Source organism: Streptomyces sp. NPDC006384 (assembly GCF_042870695.1).
In the GTDB taxonomy this organism is placed as follows: domain Bacteria; phylum Actinomycetota; class Actinomycetes; order Streptomycetales; family Streptomycetaceae; genus Streptomyces.
Window position 1 is genome coordinate 221,800 of the sequence record NZ_JBIAHR010000011.1, and the last position, 15,864, is coordinate 237,663.

A 15,864-nucleotide genomic window follows, 5' to 3' on the forward strand; every position below is an offset into this window, starting at 1 on the left:
GTGGGATCGAGGGGCATGTGCTTCCCGTCGCGCCGACGGCGACACCTGGGAAGGCCCCGCGTCATCGGGTGGTGTGTACGAGCGTCGCGGGACCGTCTACCGCAGCAGCGCGGCCCGCGCCCACCCTGCACAGTCCGTACTGCGGGCCCTGACAGCAGGCGGGCCGCATCCCCGCCCGGACCGCACCGGTGCGTGCGGTCCGGCTCATCCCGTCTGTGCCTGCCCGGGCCGCGCGAGCAGCCGGTCGAGCGCCTTACGGGTGCGGTCGGCGGCCGTCGGGGCAGCGAAGAGCTGGATCTCCTGGTTGAGGGCCATGTAGAGCCCGACGAGTTCGTACGCCACCTGGTCCGGGTCCGTGTCGGCGGGCAGGTCTCCCGTTGCCGTGGCCGAGCGTACCTCGGCCGCGAGGCGGCGCCGCCAGACCAGGGACAACCGCGCCAGAGCGTCACGGACGGGCCCTCCGCGGGCGTCGAACTCGATTGAGGCCGTGGTGAAGAGGCAGCCGCCGGGAAAGATCTCGTGCTCGGTCTCGAGGTAGGCGATCCAGGCGTCGCATATGGCCCGCAGGCGGGGAAGGCCGGGCTCGGCGGCCGCCGCGGGCTCCCACACCAGACGCGAGAACTCCGCCGCGGCGCCCTCGAGAGTCGCCAGCTGCAGTGCCTCCTTGGTGCCGAAGTGCCCGAGCACTCCCGCCTTGCTCATGCCGAGGTCTGCGGCCAGGCGGCCGATGGTGAGCCCTTCCAGGCCGTTGACGGAGGAGAGTGCGATACCGCGCGCCACGATGCGCTCCCGAGTCCGGTGGGCTTCGGCTGCGGAGTTGCGAGGGCTCATGCCGTCATCGTAGCGGAGCCGCCTCCTTTTAGCGTCCGACCGATCGGTTGCTATATTGCGGTCGGCCGTCCCAGTCGAGGAGGAGAACTGTGCGTTCGACCCCATCCGGAAGCCGCATCACCGCCATGGGCCACTACCAACCGGCCCGCGTGCTCACCAACGACGAGCTCTCCGCAATGGTGGACACCAGTGACGAGTGGATCAGGCGCCGTACCGGCATCGTCAGCCGCCGCATCGCCGACGCCGGTGAATCGGTGACCGACATGGCCACGGCGGCCGCTGGCAAGGCTCTGGCCGCCGCGGGCCTGCAGCCCGCTGAGATCGGGCTGATCACCGTCGCGACCTGCACAGCCGTCGACCGCTGTCCCTCGATCGCCGCCCAGGTCGCCGCCCGCCTCGGTCTGCCCGCCCCCGTCGCCTTCGACCTCAACAACGGCTGTGCCGGCTTCTGCACCGCCCTGGCCTGCGCCGACCACGCGATCCGTGCGGGCGCGGCCCGGCACGCCCTGGTCATCGGCGCCGAGAAGATGTCCGATGTCACCGACTGGTCCGACCGCCGCACCTGCGTCCTTCTCGGCGACGGTGCGGGCGCCGCCGTGCTCGGCGCCACTGGTGCCCCCGGGATCGGACCAGTGGTCTGGGGCTCCGACCCCGCCCGAGGCGACGCCGTCCGTCTCGCCGGCGACTGGCACCCGTACTTCGCGCAGGAAGGCCAGACCGTGTTCCGCTGGGCCACCGGCGAACTCCCCGCCGTCGCCCGCGACGCCTGCGAGCGTGCCGGTCTCACCTTGAACGACCTGGCTGGAGTCGTCACCCACCAGGCGAACCTGCGCATCATCGACGCGGTGGTGCGCCAACTCGACCTCTCCGCTCAGGCAGTGGTCGCCCATGATGTCGTCGAGTCCGGCAACACATCCGCCGCCTCGGTCCCGCTCGCCCTTTCCAAGCTCACCGAGAACGGCGAACTGCCTTCGGGTGCCCCGGTCCTGCTCCTCGCCTTCGGCGGTGGTCTCTCCTGGGCCGGCCAGGTCATCACCTGCCCCTGAACCGCTTCCGATACCTGCTCCTCCGCACCTGCGGCTCCCGTTGACCGAAAGGCCTGCCCGCCATGTACGCCAAGCAGTACGAGATCACCCTGCCCGCCGACTACGACATGGCCATCATCCGCAGGCGCGTGGCCATCGGAGGCCATCTACTCGACGACCGCCCGGGTCTGGGTCTCAAGGCGTATGTGGTCCGGGAGCGCGGCCTCAACGGCTCCCCGGTCAACCAGTACGCCCCGTTCTACCTCTGGAACGACACGGGAGCGATGACTCACTTCCTTGCCGGTGGCGGTTTCCAGAACATCCTCCGAGACTTCGGCCGGCCCGCCGTCCACCATTGGGCAGGCATTGCCTGCCATGCCGGTCCCGCCCGGAGCACCCTCCCCAGAGCGGCCTCGCGACGCCTCACTCCGGTGCCGGCCGACCAGGACCGGGACGGCACCGGTCTGGGCCTGGCGACTCTGATCGAGCGGGAGACCGTACGGCTGCGGGACCTTGCCCGCCTCGACGGCGTGCACACCGCCGTCCTGGCTCTGGATCCCCACCACTGGCAGTTGATGCGTTTCGCGCTGTGGGCGGACACCTCCGTGGCCGACGAGGAGGCGACCGAACACTACGAAGTGCTGCACCTGTCCGCTCCCGGCCTCGATGCCCTGCCCGAGGGCCGTCTCCCGCAGCCCGTAGCGACCCCGTGACCGTGTCCCGCGCCGCCGGACACCGCCGCTGTCGCACCCTCTCACCGATCATTTCGGTATGAGGGGTTATGTCCTGGGAAGTGGTGTACGGGTTCCCACCTGATCCAGGCGTTTGGCCCGGCGTCGGAGTGAGGGTCCGGATATGAGAACGGCCACCGGCTGATCTTCGAGATGTCGAAGCTCGAAGGAGATCAGCACGATGACCGCACCCGACAGTCTGCCCCTGCACGCCCTCGCCGAGGAGAACCTCGCCGCGGCGAGTCCCGACCTGCTGCGCGCGATGATCAAAGCGTTCGCCGACGCCCTCATGTCCGCGGAGGCCGATGCCCTCTGCAACGCCGAATACGGGCAGGTCAGCGACGAACGCGTCAACCACCGCAACGGCTGTCGCCCGCGGGAGTGGGACACCCGGGCCGGCACGGTCGAGCTGGCCGTTCCCAAGCTGCGGTCCGGCAGCTACTTCCCGCACTGGCTCCTGGAACGCCGCCGCCGGGCCGAACAGGCCCTGATCTCGGTGGTCGCCACCGCCTGCCTCCTTGGTGTCTCCACCCGCCGGGTCGAGAAGCTCGCCGAGCCCCTGGGCGTCACCCAGCTGTCGAAGTCCCAGGTCAGCGCGATGGCCAAGCACCTGGACGAGCAGGTCGCCGCCTTCCGCAACCGGCCCCTGGACGCCGGACCGTACTCCTTCGTCCGGGTCGACGCGCTGCCCCAGAAGGTCCGCGAGGGCGGCCGCATCGTCAACGTGCACGCGCTGATCGCGGCCGGCGTCAACGCCAACGGCCACCGCGAGATCCTCGGCCTGGACGTCGCCACCGCCGAGAACGGCGCCGGCCGGCTCGCCTTCCTGCGTTCCCTGATCGCCCGCGGCCTGTCAGGCGTCCAGCCCGTCATCTCCGACGCCCACGCCGGCCTCGTCGATGTGATCGGCGCGGTGCTGCCCGGCGCCTCCTGGCAGCGCTGCCGCACCCTCCCCCACACCCTGAACGGGCGCGGGCGGTACCCCCATCGCGAGGAACTTGCTGAGCCAGGTGCCGAAGTCGGCCCAGCCGTGGGTGGCCACGCTGCTGCGGACCGTGTTCGAACAGCCCGACACCGACGCGGTGAAGGCCCAGATGACCCACGTCCTGGACGCCCTGGAGGCCAAGTTCCCCAAGGCGGCGGCCCACCTGGACGCCGCCCAGCACGACCTGCCGGCCTTCACCGCCTTCCCGCGGGAGATCTGGCGGCAGATCTGGTCGAACAACCCGCAGGAGCGACTGAACAAGGAGATCCTCCTCCACGGCTGCGCCGCGGGAGGTGCCCTCAGCCGCACCGACGTGGTCGGCGTCTTCCCCGACCGCACCGCTGTGATCCGGCTCGTAGGCGCGGTCCTGGCCGAGCAGAACGACGAGTGGACCGAGGCCCGCCGCTACATGGGCCGCGACCTCCTCGCCAAGGCCCGACTCCACCCGATCGAGTCAGAAACCGACGACACCGCCCTGCCCACCGAACTCACCGCATAGCCTCAGAACGAGATCACCGAGTGGCCGTCGATACACCACTCCAGCGGACGTGACCGAATGTAGCCCCAGAAGGCGGGGCTGTTCTCGGCGTGGTCGGACTGTTCCCGGATCTTCTCTTCGCGCTTCCCGGCCCGTCGTGAAGTGGTGATGAACCCGGCCCGCATGGAGGGGCTGGTGAGGCAGACGGAGAGGCTGGCGTGTTCGGCGTTGCAGGTGATGATCTTGCGGACGGCGGCTCACCTCCGCTCGCGCAGAGAGGACCTCGCTGCGGCGTAGCGGTGTGCGTCCTCCTCCGGCTCACCTCCGCTCGCGCAGAGAGGACACGCTGGTGGCTGGGGGTATCAACACCCGCGGCGGCTCACCTCCGCTCGCGCAGAGAGGACGCCACCACCGCCGCCAACGCCGCCACCGTCGCCGGCTCACCTCCGCTCGCGCAGAGAGGACGTCAGGGACGCGATCTGCACACCCTGCCCGTACGGCTCACCTCCGCTCGCGCAGAGAGGACCGCTGCAGCTCGGCAGCCGCCGGCTCCAGCTCCGGCTCACCTCCGCTCGCGCAGAGAGGACGTTCTGCGCCGGTTCGGGGATCGGTTGGGGTTCGGCTCACCTCCGCTCGCGCAGAGAGGACGCTGACCAGTTTCGAGAGGATCCGCTGCACGGCGGCTCACCTCCGCTCGCGCAGAGAGGACTCCTCGACATAGAGCAGCAGGGACCAGTGGTCCGGCTCACCTCCGCTCGCGCAGAGAGGACGCCGAGCCATCACCCTCGCTGCCCTTGACCACCGGCTCACCTCCGCTCGCGCAGAGAGGACCCGGACGAGGCCGCCAGGCCCAACACGCGCGTCGGCTCACCTCCGCTCGCGCAGAGAGAACGGCAGGGCGCCGGAGTTGAGGGCGTCCATGAACGGCTCACCTCCGCTCGCGCAGAGAGGACAGGGAGATCGACAGGGCCACGGGTATCGGTTCCGGCTCACCTCCGCTCGCGCAGAGAGGACCGCAGCATCGACTGGGCGTCCTCGGTGAGCGCCGGCTCACCTCCGCTCGCGCAGAGAGGACCTCGCCACGTTGCTGCTCGCCCTGGTTGCAGTCGGCTCACCTCCGCTCGCGCAGAGAGGACGGCGCGTCGGGGACTGGATGGATCACAGGCACCGGCTCACCTCCGCTCGCGCAGAGAGGACGCCGGGCCGGTGTGGGACACCACCGAGGCATCCGGCTCACCTCCGCTCGCGCAGAGAGGACCCTTTCCGACCTGCAATGTTAGAGGGGGTTTGCTGTTTCTTGACCTTCCTTTCGGAATGCGACGAGGGTGAGGCCGTCGAAGTCGAGCGGGGTGCGGCGTTGTTTTCCGGCTGTGCGGAGTTCGAAGCCTTGTTCGTTGTTGCTGGGGTAGGCGAGGACGGCGGTGCCGTTGCCGACGCAGGCGGTGACGGAGGCCCAGAGTTCGTCGCGTACGCGGGCGGAGATGGTGCCCACGTAGAGCTCGGGGGTGACCTCGAGGAGCCATCGGGTGAGGGCGCCGCGGAGGTGGTCGGGGACGGCTGTGGTGGCGAGGACGGTCATCGAGGCCATGGGCGCCGTGCCTTCCGGTTGAGGGATGTCATGAGACTCCGCCGTGGTTGGTGCCGCCGGGGATGGCACCGGCCACGGGGTCCCAGAGATCGACGAGTTCCTCCTCGGGGTCGGGTTCCTCGCGGTCGCCGTCCGGGTCGAGGAGGGACTGGATGTCGTGGACGATGCGCGGCAGGAGCCGGAAGAGGCGCAGACCGTTGCGGAAGGAGCGGCGTGCTTCCGCCTCCGGGTCGGTCGAGGCGTTGAGGGAGAAGGCCAGCGGGATGGTCAGCTCGGCCTTGTAGAGGTCGGCGATGTCATAGACGAAGGCCTGCTGGTTCCCGCTGTGGACGAACCCCAGGGCGGGTGAGCAGCCCAGGGCGAGTACGGCTGCGTGGACGATGCCGTAGAGGCAGGTGTTCGCGGAGGAGAGGGCGAGGTTGACGGGGTCCTGGGTGTCCCACTGTGCGGGGTCGTAGCTGCGGCGGAAGCGGCCGATCTTGTACTGCTGGGCGAGGAGTCTGTACTGCGCCTTGACGCGCTGTCCTTCCATGCCGCGAAGCTGGGCCAGCGAGGTGCCGGGCGGCACGGAGCCTGTGCCGAAGCGCCGTTCGTACATGGCGGTGGCGACGGCGAGCCGCTGGTTGTCGTCGGCCCATGAACGGGCCTGGCGCTCGAGCCAGACGGTGGTGAGGGAGTCCGGCTGGGTTGCGGCGTAGCAGCGGACGCCGCCCGAACCGGTGACGACCACGGTGGTGCCGTGACGGGCCAGGGTGGCCAGGGCCCGGGCGGTGATGGAGGTGCCGGGGCCCAGGAGTACGCAGCTGAGGGCGGCGGTCGGCAGGTGGACGGTCTCCCTGCCCCGCCGGTCGCTGGTTACTTCGGCCAGCACTCCGGTGTCGTCCTGCAGGACGCGGACGACATCCAGGTAGAGGAACGACAGGGAGTCCGCGAAGCGGGGCAGCATGGCCACCGTGGGGGCGGCGAGTCTGCGGCGGCCGGCGGGGGAGGGAGGCGCGGTCATGCTCGGGTGCCGCCTTCGCGGGTTAGGGCGGGGGCGATGGTGAGCAGGCCGCAGCCGTAGGCCTTGCCGCGCCCGATGCCGTCGGTCAGTTTCGCCCGGAGCCGGTCGGGATCGATGACGGCGGCGGTGCCGTCGAAGCGGGTGCGGGCGTGGCGGATGCGCTGCTGGTCGGCGCCGCGTTGGCCGCGGATGCCGGTGGCGCTGTCGAGGGGCTGGGAGTGCAGGGTCAGCACCTTCAGACCGGCGGTGTCGGCCTGCCGTATCCACCACTCGTCGGCGTGGGCGCCGGCGAGTGGGACGACGGCGGGCAGGTGGTAGAGGGCGCGGGTGCTGGCCCCGGGCTTGCGGACCGGACTGGCGATACAGCGGAAGTGGATGTTCGCGCCGGAGCGGAGCGCGCTGAGGAGCGGGCCGATCTCCCGGACGGCCGCTGTGCCGTAGTTGTCGGGGAGCCGGCCGAGGTCGGGCTGGTGGCGGGACTGCATGAGGATGTACGGGCCGGCGGGGGAGTCTTCCACGCGGTGCAGAACGCCCAGTGCCGCCCGTGGGTCGGGGCCGGCCTCGTCGGGAAAGAGGGACATGAGCCGGCGGTGCAGCCCGACGGCGTTGCCGAGGTCGCGACGGGCGTCGCGGGAGGCGGCATGAGGGACGATCCGGGTCAGCCAGACGTCGTTCATGGACGGCTCCCCTCGCTGGTGTTCAAGTGGCGGTTCGCGTACTGGCCGAGGGCCTGGAGGTAGCCCGTGCCGAGACCGCCCCACTGGTCGGCGGGCGGGGTGACCGTGCGGCGGTACAGGGGCCGGGCCCGGTAGCTGCGCCGGGTGGGGTGGAAGGTGACGGGCTGGTCGTTGAGGCTTGTCGACGGGTGGGCGGCTTCTGCCGGGTCGCAGGCGTGGACGCCGTCGGGCAGCGGCAGCCGGTCGAGCGGGCTGTCGGAGAGGAAGTCGACGGCTCTGGTGGTGCTGCCGGTCCGGGGCGCCGGTGCGGCGAGGGGGAGACGCACCAGGTGGTGCAGGCAGTCGTCGACCAGGGCGAGGAGGAGGGGGCCGGTGGGCGGGCAGGCGCGCCGGCCCAGGAACAGGGGCCAGCGCGGGGTGCGCAGGGCGCTCTCGCACTGGGCGAGCAGGCCGGTCTCGGTGGGGCTGGTAACGGCGACGGTGAAGGCGGCGTCGGCGAGGTAGTAGCGGTGGGACAGCAGTGTGGTGGTGTCCCCGGAGCGCTTCTTGCCCTGGGCGGTGGTGACCGTGGCAGCGGCGGGCAGGCCGCCGCCGACGGTGTGCAGGTCGCGCAGGAGGACCCCGGGCCGGTCCACGCGCACGGTGAGACCGAGCCGCGCCAGGTCGTCGACGGGCTCCTCGCGGCCGCGGCCGAGTGCTGCGGCGAGCAGGCCGAGGACGCCGGAGCGGGTGGGGAAGGCGGCCGTGTCGCGCTGGTTGAAGTGGCTGTGGTGGCCCCAGGACTGCAGGGGACCGGCGCAGTGCAGCAGCAGTCCCGGCACCGCCGGGGCCGGCGCCTGCGCGTCGGCCCCGGCGGTGGTGTCCTGCGCGGGGACGGTGGTCGAGCTCACGCGGCGGCCCCGGAGGCGGTGGTGGTGAACGCGGTGCGGACGGCGGAGCCGATCAGGTCGTTCAGGGAGGCGTGGCGCTTGCCGAGGCCGGTGTGGCCCTTGGGGTCGAGGCCGGTCCAGCCGGACTGCAGGATGCCGGTGGTGCCCATGAAGGAGTTCACGGCCTGTGCGTAGGCGGACAGGGTGTCGCGGGAGGTGGCCGCGTAGCCGCCGTCGCCGGCCGCCTGCACGGGCTTCTCGAAGGCCGCGGCGAGGGAGAGGGGGCGGTCGGAGCGGACCGTGAGGTGGATCAGGTCCGGCACGGTGTGCGGGGCGGTGGAGTTCTTCTTCGCCTGGGGCAGGGACGCGACGAAGGACTGCAGGAACGCCTCGGCCAGCTCGCGGGCCGCCGCCAGGTCGCCGTCGAGGTTGGCGGCGAGTTCCTCCAGGTCCACGGTGGCGTACCGGTAGAAGGTGCCCGCGCTGAACTCGGCGTGGCCCATGTGGGCGCTGCCGCTGGAGTCGTTCCAGTCGGCGGTGACGTCGTCGACGGCGGAGAAGTAGTCGATCTCGACGTCGGTCTGGTGCGTCGTCATGGCGTGCGCGACCTGGACGGCGCCGTCCACACCGGCGTTGTCGACCTCGGCGAGCATGCGGCCGAAGAGGTTGATGACGCCGTTGCGGGACCGCAGGATCGCCGTCACCCGCTCCTTGGGCACGATGCTCTTGTCGGTGGTCTTCTTGATGTCCTTCGCGGCCTCGAGCTCGGCCCGCATCTCCTCGGCCAGGTCGGCGAGCTCGGCGACGGCGGTCTGCGGCACGTAGACCATGGCGTTGCCGATCACCTTGTTGGCCTGCACCTGCTTCTCCTTCTCCTCCAGCTCGAACTTGATGCCGCTGGCGGCCGCCAGGTGCCCGCCGGCCCGCGCGGCCAGCTCCGCGGGCCAGCCGCGCTCCTCGCTCAGCAGGCGGCTCACTCGCTCCCCGATCCGGCGGGTGCGCAGCGCGGTCTGGCCGACGCGCTGCTCGAAGTCCACGCGGATCGCCCGCTTCCAGCACTGGCTGGACACGCGGGTGCGCAGGACGCCGCCGTACTGGACGGTCTTGACCGAGTTGGTGTCGTCTCGATTCAAACAGGCGTACGGAACGGTCTGCAGGACGTGAGCGCAGAGGAAACGGGCGGACGGCTTCTGGGACACGAGAACTCCTCGAGAAAGAGTGTGGATGACGAGTGGTGGTGCGGCGGCCGGGGCTGGAGCGAACCGCCCGGGGCGGGGCCGGATCAGGCGTCGGTACCGGTCGGCGGCTCCTCGGCGTCGGCCTGTTCGCGCAGGCGGCGCTCCTCCTCGTGGAGGCGGCGGTAGAAGTCCTGCAGCCAACGGCGGGCGACCCGGCCGGAGTGCCGCCGCCAGTCGACGAGATCCTGCAGCAGCCGTGCCCAGTCGACGGGCACGTCCAGCGAGCGCAGGTAGCGGACCGAGGCCGGAAGGTGCCGGTGCAGACCCGGAAGGCCCTGCTTGCACAGCAGGTTCAGCCGGCTCTCCGCGGTGCCGCGCCGCATCGTGCGCTCGTGGCCGGGGCTGCGGACGACCGCCAGCGCGAAGGCTGTGCCGAGACTCGAGCCGTACTTCCGCTCCCTTTCGGCCTCCTGGGCGGCGGCCGCCGTCTCTGCCGTCTCTGCCGCCTTTACGGCCTGGGCGGCTTCCTGCCCGGCCGTGGTCTCGTCGGCGTCGGTGGCATCACCTCCGCGGCGTGCCTGCTCGGCGATCATCGCGGCAACGGCGTAGTACGCCCGCTGGGTGTCCTCGGACACGTCCTGCGGCACCAGATGGGCGATCACCTGGTGCATGCGCGGCACCGAGTCCAGATCCTTGCGTACGCCGGACCGCAGCGCGCTTCGCGCACCCGGGTCGCCCTCGCACTTCGCCAGCACGGCCCGCGTGAAGGCGCGGTAGCGGTCGAGGCGGGTGGGCTCCTCACCGGAGCGGGGAGCCGGAACTGCGGCGGTGGGCGGGGCCTGTGTGGTCACCGGGATCTCCTTCGGGTCAGCAGGCTGGTTCATGCCGCAGAGCCCTTGCCGGGCTTGCGGGAACGGGAATCGCCGAACAGTTCGACGCGGGCCTCCTCCACGGCCCGGGCCCCGCGCTGGGTGCGTGTCACCGAGGTGGTGACCTCGTCGAAGGCGAGGATCGCGAGGCCGAGGAACACCTTGCGGGCCGTGTCGGCGTCGAGGCCTGCGTCCAGGGCGGTCCCGGTCCGGTCCAGCAGACGGAACCGGTTCCAGAACTCGGCTTCCGCCGCGGGCCAGTACCGGGCGGCGCCCTCCTGGGCCCAGGCTTCCGCGCTGTCCTTCGGATCGTTCACATAGGTCCGCCAGGCCCGGCGCAGGGCGCGGTCCAGGCGGTTGCCGAACCGCTCGCCCGTCGCACGCAGCCGGCCGACGGCGGGCTTGCTGCGGGCCGAGCGCTTCTCGGCGAAGGCAAGGACCGGCGGCGTCACGGAATCGACGAACTGGGTGTCCTTGGCCTGACCGTCCTGCTCGAAGCCCAGAGCATGCACGCGCAGGTCCAACGGCAGTTCGACGGCCCACTCGAACACCTTCGGCCGCCGCGGCTGCGCGACGCCGGGCGGGTCGATCAGCAGCAGCGCGTCCAGGTCCCGCCACAGCGCCCGCTGCGAGTCCGCCGGCCGCGGATAGACGTTGCCCTGCTTGCTGATCTGCCAGATCAGGTAGTCGTCCTCCGGCCGGGCACCGCGGCCCTTGCGGTACGCCCAGGTGATGTAGGCGTCCCGCACCAGGGAGGGGTCGTCCTCGTCGGGCACCAGGAGCAGGGCGTGCATCGAGGCGGCGGTCAGACGCGAGCACGTCCCGGTCAGGGCGGCCGGCGGACCCTCGGGGTCGGGAAGCTCGTCCCACTCCCACGGGCACCGGTCCTGCTCCGGGTCGACACTCTCCTCCGGCGGAACCAGACCGGCCAGCAGCGTCTCGAAGAGCGTGGCGCCCTCCGGGTGGTACGACAGCGCCGACCGCAGAGGGCCTGCCGTGGCGCTGGCGCTCTTCGCCCCGCCGACCTCCCGGGACGAGCAGCGTCCGGACGGGCCGTAGTAGTGCCAGGTCAGCAGGTTGAGCAGGGCTTCGGACGCGGACAGCGGTTCGGGGCGGGTGTCCAGGCTGTGCTTCCACCAGGAGTGGTTGTTGCCCGACGGCCTGGTCACCACCAGCTTGTTCACCCCGGCCGTGCTTGCCGCGTCGCACTGCTGCACCAGCCGCGGGTCCTGCATCCAGGGGCGGCCGTCCGGGCTCGTGTCGAAGAGGAAGAACCGGTCACGGTAGGTCTCGGCGTACGCCTTGATCCTGTCCTCCGGGAGCATGCCTTCCGCCAGGAGCTCCTCCCGCCGCTCCAGCCAGTCGTCCGGCCCGGTCCTCGCCTCGTCCAGTCCCGTCACGCGGCTGGTGAGGGCGTACAGGACCCGCAGGAACGCCGAATGCGCCGGCGCCTCCGCGATGGCCAGACACTCGATGTCGTGACTGCGCAGCAGCAGCTCCAGCAGGCCGACCTTGGAGGGCAACTCTTCGGCACCTGGCTGCTGCTCGGCGTGCGGGGCCCAGCGGACGGGGATGAAGGGTTCGTGAAGGATGTTCATTGTCGGCCGCATAGGTCTCCAGACGGAAGGCAGAATGGGACAGGGCCCCGTGTGAAGCGGGGGTGACCCCGTAGCGGCTCTGAGAGACGTGACGAGGTGTCCCCCCTGCCCGCGAGAGCGGGTGGTCCGCTCCAGCAATGGCCAGGTGTGCACTGTGTCCGACCTGCTGGAGCGGCATGTCTGACGGTAGAGGAAGGTAGCTGCTCTGAGAAGAGCGGACCGGCGATCGGTCAGGCAAGATCGACAGTCGGTCAAAATTGCTCAAGTCCTGCTGCTGAAACGCCAATCGTGTGCGCGCCGCGAGGACACGTCCACAGTCCGTCCTTGACCTCGCGCATGGGGAGCAGGACGACATCCCGCAGCGTCGAGATCTTCTTCCACGGGGCAGGATGATCCCTCTCGGCATCGGCGCCCTCCCGGACCCACTTGCCGGGCACCGGCGCGGTGTGGGCGGCGACGGCGGCCACGTCGTCCCGGCTCAGGGGCCTGCCGTCCAGACCGGGCACCGGACCGCCGCTGCCGTCGCGGGCGAGTGTGAGGGATCCGTCCTCCTGCACGTACGCGCACAGCACCCGGCCGGTGTCCGCTCCCAGCCGTGTGGTGAGCAGCTCCTCCGTGACGCCTTCGAGCCGCCGGCTGATGAGATGCAACTGCCCCTCGATGTTGCCGGGGCCGCTGATCCCCACCATGGCGGCGAGGTCGGTCTCCGCCATCTCGGACGCCAGACGCTCCACGTCCAGGGACTTCAGCTCCCGCTCCACCGCCGCGTCGAGTCCGTCGACGAAGTCCGGCGCGTAGACGGCGTCCACGAGTTCCTGCACGCCGTCCGGCACCACGATGCCGTCCGCGGCCCGTTCGGTGAGCAGCAGCGAGGTGCGGATCAGCAGGCTTGCGTCGTACACCGACCCCCAGGTCGCCGGCTTGTCCGACTTCTGCGGGCGGCGGAAGGGGTCGAGGACGACCAGCTTCGGCCGGTCCTCGGCCTGTGCCCACACCGGCCGCCCGCCGGGGCCCCGGCGGTGGCGGCGGCCGCGGCCCGCGCGCTGCAGCAGCTGGGCCAGCGGGGCGAGGTCGCTGACGACCAGGTCGAAGTCGAGATCGAGGGATTGCTCCACCACCTGCGTGGCCACGAGGATCGACGCCGGCCGTACCGTCGGTGGCTGATCCGCCCGCGGCTTTCCGTAGGCGGCTTCACAGTCGGCGGTGATCCGCTGACGGTCGTTCGCCGGAAAGCGGGAGTGGAGCAGCCGGATCCCGCCTTCCTGCCCCGCGAGATCGGGGAAAGCGGCGCACAGGTCCCGGTAGGTGGCCTGCGCCTCGGGGACCGTCGTGCAGCAGACCAGAGCCGTCCCGCCCGCCTCCGCGACCGGCCGCAGTTCCTCACGAAGAGCCTCCCGGCGGCCTCCGGCCTGCGGTGGATCCGTCGGCTTCACAGCGACGTCCCAAGCCACCCGGCGCACCCTCACGTCGAGGGTGCGGGGACGACCGCTGCTGGTCGGGCGGGGGGCCGAGACCTCTCCGGTGACCGCGCTCGCGTACAGCCAGCCCGGGTAGCACGGGGCGATGGCGGCAGGCTCCAGGAAGCCCGCACCGCGGCGGTAGGCGTTGACCAGCGACGCGGCAGTGCTGCCGGTCAGCGTGGCCGACAGCAGTACCACCGGCGAGCGCATCGCCCCGAGCCACTCCAGCAGGGTGAGCAGCAGCTTGTGCATCCACGGGCCGTACGCGTGGGCCTCGTCGACGACGAAGACCTTCTCGTGCAACCCGAACAACGGCAGCACGTTGTACCGAAGCGGCAACACCCCGCGCAGCGCCTGGTCGATCGTGCCCACGGAGAGCGGAGCGAGAAAGCCGTGCCTCGCCCCGCGCAGCCAGGCGTCCGCCGTCACCGCCGTCGCCGCGTCCGCACTGACCTCACCCGCCTGGCCGCGGCCGACCGCCGTGGCCGCGGCGTCCTGGGCGGCCTGCCCGTACAAGGGGTTCAGCCAGGCCATGGAATGCAGCAGGGTGAGCGCGCGCTCCCCGCCGAGCGAGGACTCGGCGAACTTCCTCACCCGCTTGTACATCGCGTCCGCCGTGGCCATCGTCGGCAGCGCCACATACATTCCGCGGGCACCCGCCGCCGGCCCCAGGACCGACGCGGCATACAAGGCCGCCTCCGTCTTCCCGTCCCCCGTGGGCGCCGTCATCAGCACCAGACCCGCCCCGCCCTCGGCGACCAGGCCCGGCAGATGCTCGACGAGATCGCCCTGCAGCGGGTTCGGAGAGAACGGAAACATCTCCCCGAAGCTCTCCGCCTCGAACGTGGCCCGGCCCAACTGCGCCTCAGCCACCAGCGCCGACGCGGCAGCGCTTGTCCGCTGCCAGTGGGCGTCGACCTGTGCAGGCGTCCCCTGCCAGGCACCGTCGGCCGGCCGCACCTGCTTGATGGCACCGATCTGGCTGGCCAGCCAGTCAGCCGTGACCACCAGACCCGTCAGCACCACAGCCATGTCCGCGGACAGGACACCACCCGGCACGGCCTCCCCGCCGGTCACCCGCCGCAGCTCCTCGAAGTGCAACCGCCGCTGCTCCGCCCAGCCGGCCTCCCCCAGCCCCGGCTGATACTGGCTCGGCAGCCGCAACTGCGCCGCCGGCACCTTCGCCCCGAACACCCCGTGGTGGCCGCCCAGCAGCTGCCCCACCCAATGAGCCGCCGGAGCCTTCGCCCCGCCCACACCGGTCGTCCCCCGCCGCGTCGGATACCCCTCCTCCGCCAGCAGCGAGGCAAGCGACCAGTGCGTCGCCATCTCGTGACGGAACCCCCGCTCCCGTTCGGCACCCGGCGCGAAAAGATAAGCCGCATCGGTGCGCACCTTGTCGAACAGCGACGGCACCTGCGCCTGGAAGACCGGCGTGATCTTCCCAAGATCATGAAGACCCGCCCAGAACGACAGCACCGCTCGGCAGTCCTTCACATCCAGAGCCAACTGCTCGGCAAACCTCTCCCGAGCCGCGGCGGACAGCAGCACATCCCACAGAACGCCGAAGACCGCGGCAACGTCCAGGAGATGGCACATCACTGGGTACGCGCGCTCGAGACCGCGCTCCTTCCCCCAGAGCCTGGGATCAGGACAGGCACAAGGCACGGCAATTCCTTGCTGATTCGTCACGGCGATACTGCTACCAGAGGGCACTGACAATGGGCTCTGAGCAGGAAGAATGCTTCGTCTGCGCCGGTTCCTTCCCCCACTTGACCTCCGCTCGCGCGGAGAGGACGGTAAGACCCGAGTCCTTGGGCATGTCATGTCCGGCTCACCTCCGCTCGCGCGGAGAGGACCGTACCTGGGCTCCCCAGGCCGTCCCGGGGCTGCGGCTCACCTCCGCTCGCGCGGAGAGGACGCGACCCCCGTGGGGTGCGCCGCCGGTTTTAACGGCTCACCTCTGCTCGCGCGGAGAGGCCCCATCCAGGGCCGACAACCGAGCCCGCCCTGCCGGCTCACCTCCGCTCGCGCGGAGAGGACGTGTCGACCAGCCCGTTGTTCGCGATGAGGGCCGGCTCACCTCCGCTCGCGCGGAGAGGACCGCCCACGGGCTCGCCCGCAGCCGCAGCCTCGCGGCTCACCTCCGCTCGCGCGGAGAGGACGCGCTGTCCCGCATGGGTGCCGCTGTCCGGAACGGCTCACCTCCGCTCGCGCGGAGAGGACCCGGGGCGCTGCTGGTGGTGGTCATGCGGCAACGGCTCACCTCCGCTCGCGCGGAGAGGACTGAAACCGGAGGGCGGGGCCGTGGCGGGGGAGCGGCTCACCTCCGCTCGCGCGGAGAGGACTTCGCAGCCTCCTTCTGCGCGTCGGCAACGGCCGGCTCACCTCCGCTCGCGCGGAGAGGACACGACACTCGCAATGGAGTAGTCGACGAAATGCGGCTCACCTCCGCTCGCGCGGAGAGGACCCCATCAGGTTGGAGACTCAGCCCTGGCGTGCCGGCTCACCTCCGCTCGCGCGGAGAGGACCTCGGTGAAGAAGCAGGCGCGGCACCCAGACGCGGCTCACC

General features: G+C 71.1%; 12 protein-coding genes, 1 pseudogene and 2 CRISPR repeat arrays (1 of these 15 only partly in view). Of the genes and pseudogenes, 3 read left to right on the forward strand and 10 right to left on the reverse strand.

Translation table 11 applies throughout. The features are described from left to right. Positions 1-204: 204 nt before the first annotated feature. Complete coding sequence (locus ACFYOJ_RS17770; RefSeq protein ID WP_356553077.1) at positions 205-831, reverse strand: TetR/AcrR family transcriptional regulator; 627 nt, start codon at positions 829-831, stop codon at positions 205-207. Positions 832-920: 89 nt separating this feature from the next. On the opposite strand from ACFYOJ_RS17770, the gene ACFYOJ_RS17775 reads away from it, so the two are divergent. The 3 genes and pseudogenes from ACFYOJ_RS17775 to ACFYOJ_RS17785 all read left to right on the forward strand — a co-directional run bounded on the left by ACFYOJ_RS17775 (position 921) and on the right by ACFYOJ_RS17785 (position 4,071). After that, positions 921-1,877 carry a beta-ketoacyl-ACP synthase III gene (locus ACFYOJ_RS17775; protein WP_356553075.1) on the forward strand — a complete coding sequence of 319 codons (957 nt, stop codon included), beginning with the start codon at positions 921-923 and terminating at the stop codon, positions 1,875-1,877. 62 nt (positions 1,878-1,939) lie between these two features. Further along, positions 1,940-2,569, forward strand: coding sequence for a DUF4865 family protein (locus ACFYOJ_RS17780; RefSeq protein WP_356553073.1), 630 nt, complete (start codon positions 1,940-1,942; stop codon positions 2,567-2,569). Positions 2,570-2,768: 199 nt separating this feature from the next. Further along, a pseudogene (locus tag ACFYOJ_RS17785) lies at positions 2,769-4,071 on the forward strand (IS256 family transposase). Positions 4,072-4,073: 2 nt separating this feature from the next. Here ACFYOJ_RS17785 and ACFYOJ_RS17790 read toward each other — a convergent pair. The 9 genes from ACFYOJ_RS17790 to ACFYOJ_RS17830 all read right to left on the reverse strand — a co-directional run bounded on the left by ACFYOJ_RS17790 (position 4,074) and on the right by ACFYOJ_RS17830 (position 14,984). Next, positions 4,074-4,235, reverse strand: a complete 162-nt coding sequence (locus tag ACFYOJ_RS17790) for a hypothetical protein (RefSeq protein ID WP_356553072.1) — start codon at positions 4,233-4,235, stop codon at positions 4,074-4,076. A gap of 68 nt (positions 4,236-4,303) precedes the next feature. Next, positions 4,304-5,308: direct repeats of the CRISPR family, unit length 29 nt; unit sequence CGGCTCACCTCCGCTCGCGCAGAGAGGAC. Positions 5,309-5,326: 18 nt separating this feature from the next. Further along, positions 5,327-5,638, reverse strand: a complete 312-nt coding sequence (cas2e, locus tag ACFYOJ_RS17795) for a type I-E CRISPR-associated endoribonuclease Cas2e (RefSeq protein WP_356553071.1) — start codon at positions 5,636-5,638, stop codon at positions 5,327-5,329. A 28-nt stretch (positions 5,639-5,666) separates the two neighbouring features. Continuing rightward, on the reverse strand, positions 5,667-6,641 hold the full coding sequence (gene cas1e, locus ACFYOJ_RS17800) for a type I-E CRISPR-associated endonuclease Cas1e (protein ID WP_356553069.1): 975 nt from the start codon (positions 6,639-6,641) through the stop codon (positions 5,667-5,669). Continuing rightward, entirely contained in the window at positions 6,638-7,318 is a 681-nt protein-coding gene (gene cas6e / locus ACFYOJ_RS17805; RefSeq protein ID WP_356553067.1) for a type I-E CRISPR-associated protein Cas6/Cse3/CasE, read from the reverse strand. Before cas6e ends, cas1e begins: the two co-directional genes overlap by 4 nt. Further along, positions 7,315-8,139, reverse strand: coding sequence for a type I-E CRISPR-associated protein Cas5/CasD (gene cas5e, locus ACFYOJ_RS17810; protein WP_356553258.1), 825 nt, complete (start codon positions 8,137-8,139; stop codon positions 7,315-7,317). The genes cas6e and cas5e overlap by 4 nt, the downstream gene beginning before the upstream one ends. Positions 8,140-8,204: 65 nt before the next feature. Then, complete coding sequence (gene cas7e / locus ACFYOJ_RS17815) at positions 8,205-9,386, reverse strand: type I-E CRISPR-associated protein Cas7/Cse4/CasC (RefSeq protein WP_356553065.1); 1,182 nt, start codon at positions 9,384-9,386, stop codon at positions 8,205-8,207. Positions 9,387-9,469: 83 nt separating this feature from the next. Then, positions 9,470-10,249, reverse strand: a complete 780-nt coding sequence (gene casB / locus ACFYOJ_RS17820; protein WP_356553063.1) for a type I-E CRISPR-associated protein Cse2/CasB — start codon at positions 10,247-10,249, stop codon at positions 9,470-9,472. Continuing rightward, on the reverse strand, positions 10,246-11,832 hold the full coding sequence (casA, locus tag ACFYOJ_RS17825) for a type I-E CRISPR-associated protein Cse1/CasA (protein WP_356553061.1): 1,587 nt from the start codon (positions 11,830-11,832) through the stop codon (positions 10,246-10,248). Before casA ends, casB begins: the two co-directional genes overlap by 4 nt. 251 nt (positions 11,833-12,083) lie before the next feature. Continuing rightward, positions 12,084-14,984: a CRISPR-associated endonuclease Cas3'' gene (locus tag ACFYOJ_RS17830; RefSeq protein ID WP_388597229.1), complete on the reverse strand. Its 2,901-nt coding sequence runs from the start codon at positions 14,982-14,984 to the stop codon at positions 12,084-12,086. An 83-nt stretch (positions 14,985-15,067) separates the two neighbouring features. After that, a CRISPR array of direct repeats spans positions 15,068-15,864; the repeat unit is 23 nt; unit sequence ACCTCCGCTCGCGCGGAGAGGAC (it continues 813 nt past the right edge of the window).